Raw genomic sequence first — 1,203 nt, 5'->3', positions numbered from 1 at the left:
AACGAGCGACAGTCATTATTGTTCCGTCAGCCCGTGTGTATTCGGTGCGCTTTCTCTGCTCCACCTTGCGGCGCAGTTCTTCACTGGCTGGATCGCCGAACAGCACCCAGCGGTCAATCAGATAGGACTCTTCGCCGACGCACCACCCAACCGTGTAACCCTCAACACGATCATCCTGCCAGTCAGCGCCACCAGTAATGTAGACGACCGGTTCGGGGACTTGAGCGGCGTATACTTCGCGCCGACCATATAACCCTTCCCATTGTGGCCTTGCGCCTTGATCCTCTTCCCAAGTCTCACCCAGCGTGGTGTTGGTAAACGTCTTAAATTTCCCGTAATCACCCTTGGCTTTGTAAAACTCACGAACAATATTTACCCACGTGGTGAATGGGCTGTATGCAGTCCAAACGTGAAACGTCACGCTTACCGGCGGCTCAATGAGAAAATCATCAGAGCCATACCAATCGATACCGTCCTCAGTCCATATGCCGGTGCGCTCGCATATCCAACGGCCACCAGACTGATCGAGCTCGTGCTGCAGGATAAAGCAGCCGTTATGCTCACACTGGTAATACGCAGTTTCTGGCTTTCGGCTTTCCCACTTGATACCGAAACCACAATCAGTGCCGCCCCACTTTAGGTCTTGCAGCTCTCCGCAGTGTGGGCACGGAACGTGAAACCGCATGAAGTGCGGAGACTCACTCGCAGCACGCTCAATCTGACACTTGCCGCGGATTTTTGGTGTGGACCCTCGAATAGACTTTGGCCACGTTGAGCCTTCCAGTCGCTTATCACCCAGTGATGTTGGCGAACCTTCTTTCTCCACATCCTCATCGAATGCAGCCAGCTCATCATAAATACCGAAATCAACTGACTTTTCGCGGTAGTTCTTTGCTGCTTTACCGCCGAGACACCACAGACCTCGACCATTAGAAAAGCGCTTCGCTGATAACGTGCTATCTCGGTGTTTTTTCCCGTACCAAGGAGCAAGAGCCATCAGCGGGGGCACATCCCGTATCGTTGGTTCGATATGGGTTTTCATGAAGTTTTCGGCATCGCCATCAGTTGGCTGCCACAAAATACCGTTACGCTGCTTGTGCTCAATGAGGTATGCCACTACACCGAGTAGCATTTTCGAGTAACCGACACGCGCCGATTTAACTAGGTTAACTTCGCGAATGTAGTCAGAACCCATCGCGTTCA

General features: G+C 52.4%; 1 protein-coding gene. It reads right to left on the bottom strand.

Annotation, left to right across the window (positions count from 1 at the left end; all coding sequences use genetic code 11):
• On the bottom strand, nucleotides 1–1,203 hold a 1,203-nt coding region (locus ACRCYC_RS13010; protein ID WP_438619564.1), incomplete at both ends, for a terminase gpA endonuclease subunit.

The sequence above is a fragment of the Paraclostridium sp. genome, from assembly GCF_051657365.1.
Taxonomy (GTDB): domain Bacteria; phylum Bacillota; class Clostridia; order Peptostreptococcales; family Peptostreptococcaceae; genus Paraclostridium.
The sequence above is the reverse complement of the archived record's forward strand: the minus strand, read 5'-3'. Positions and strand labels throughout refer to the sequence as shown.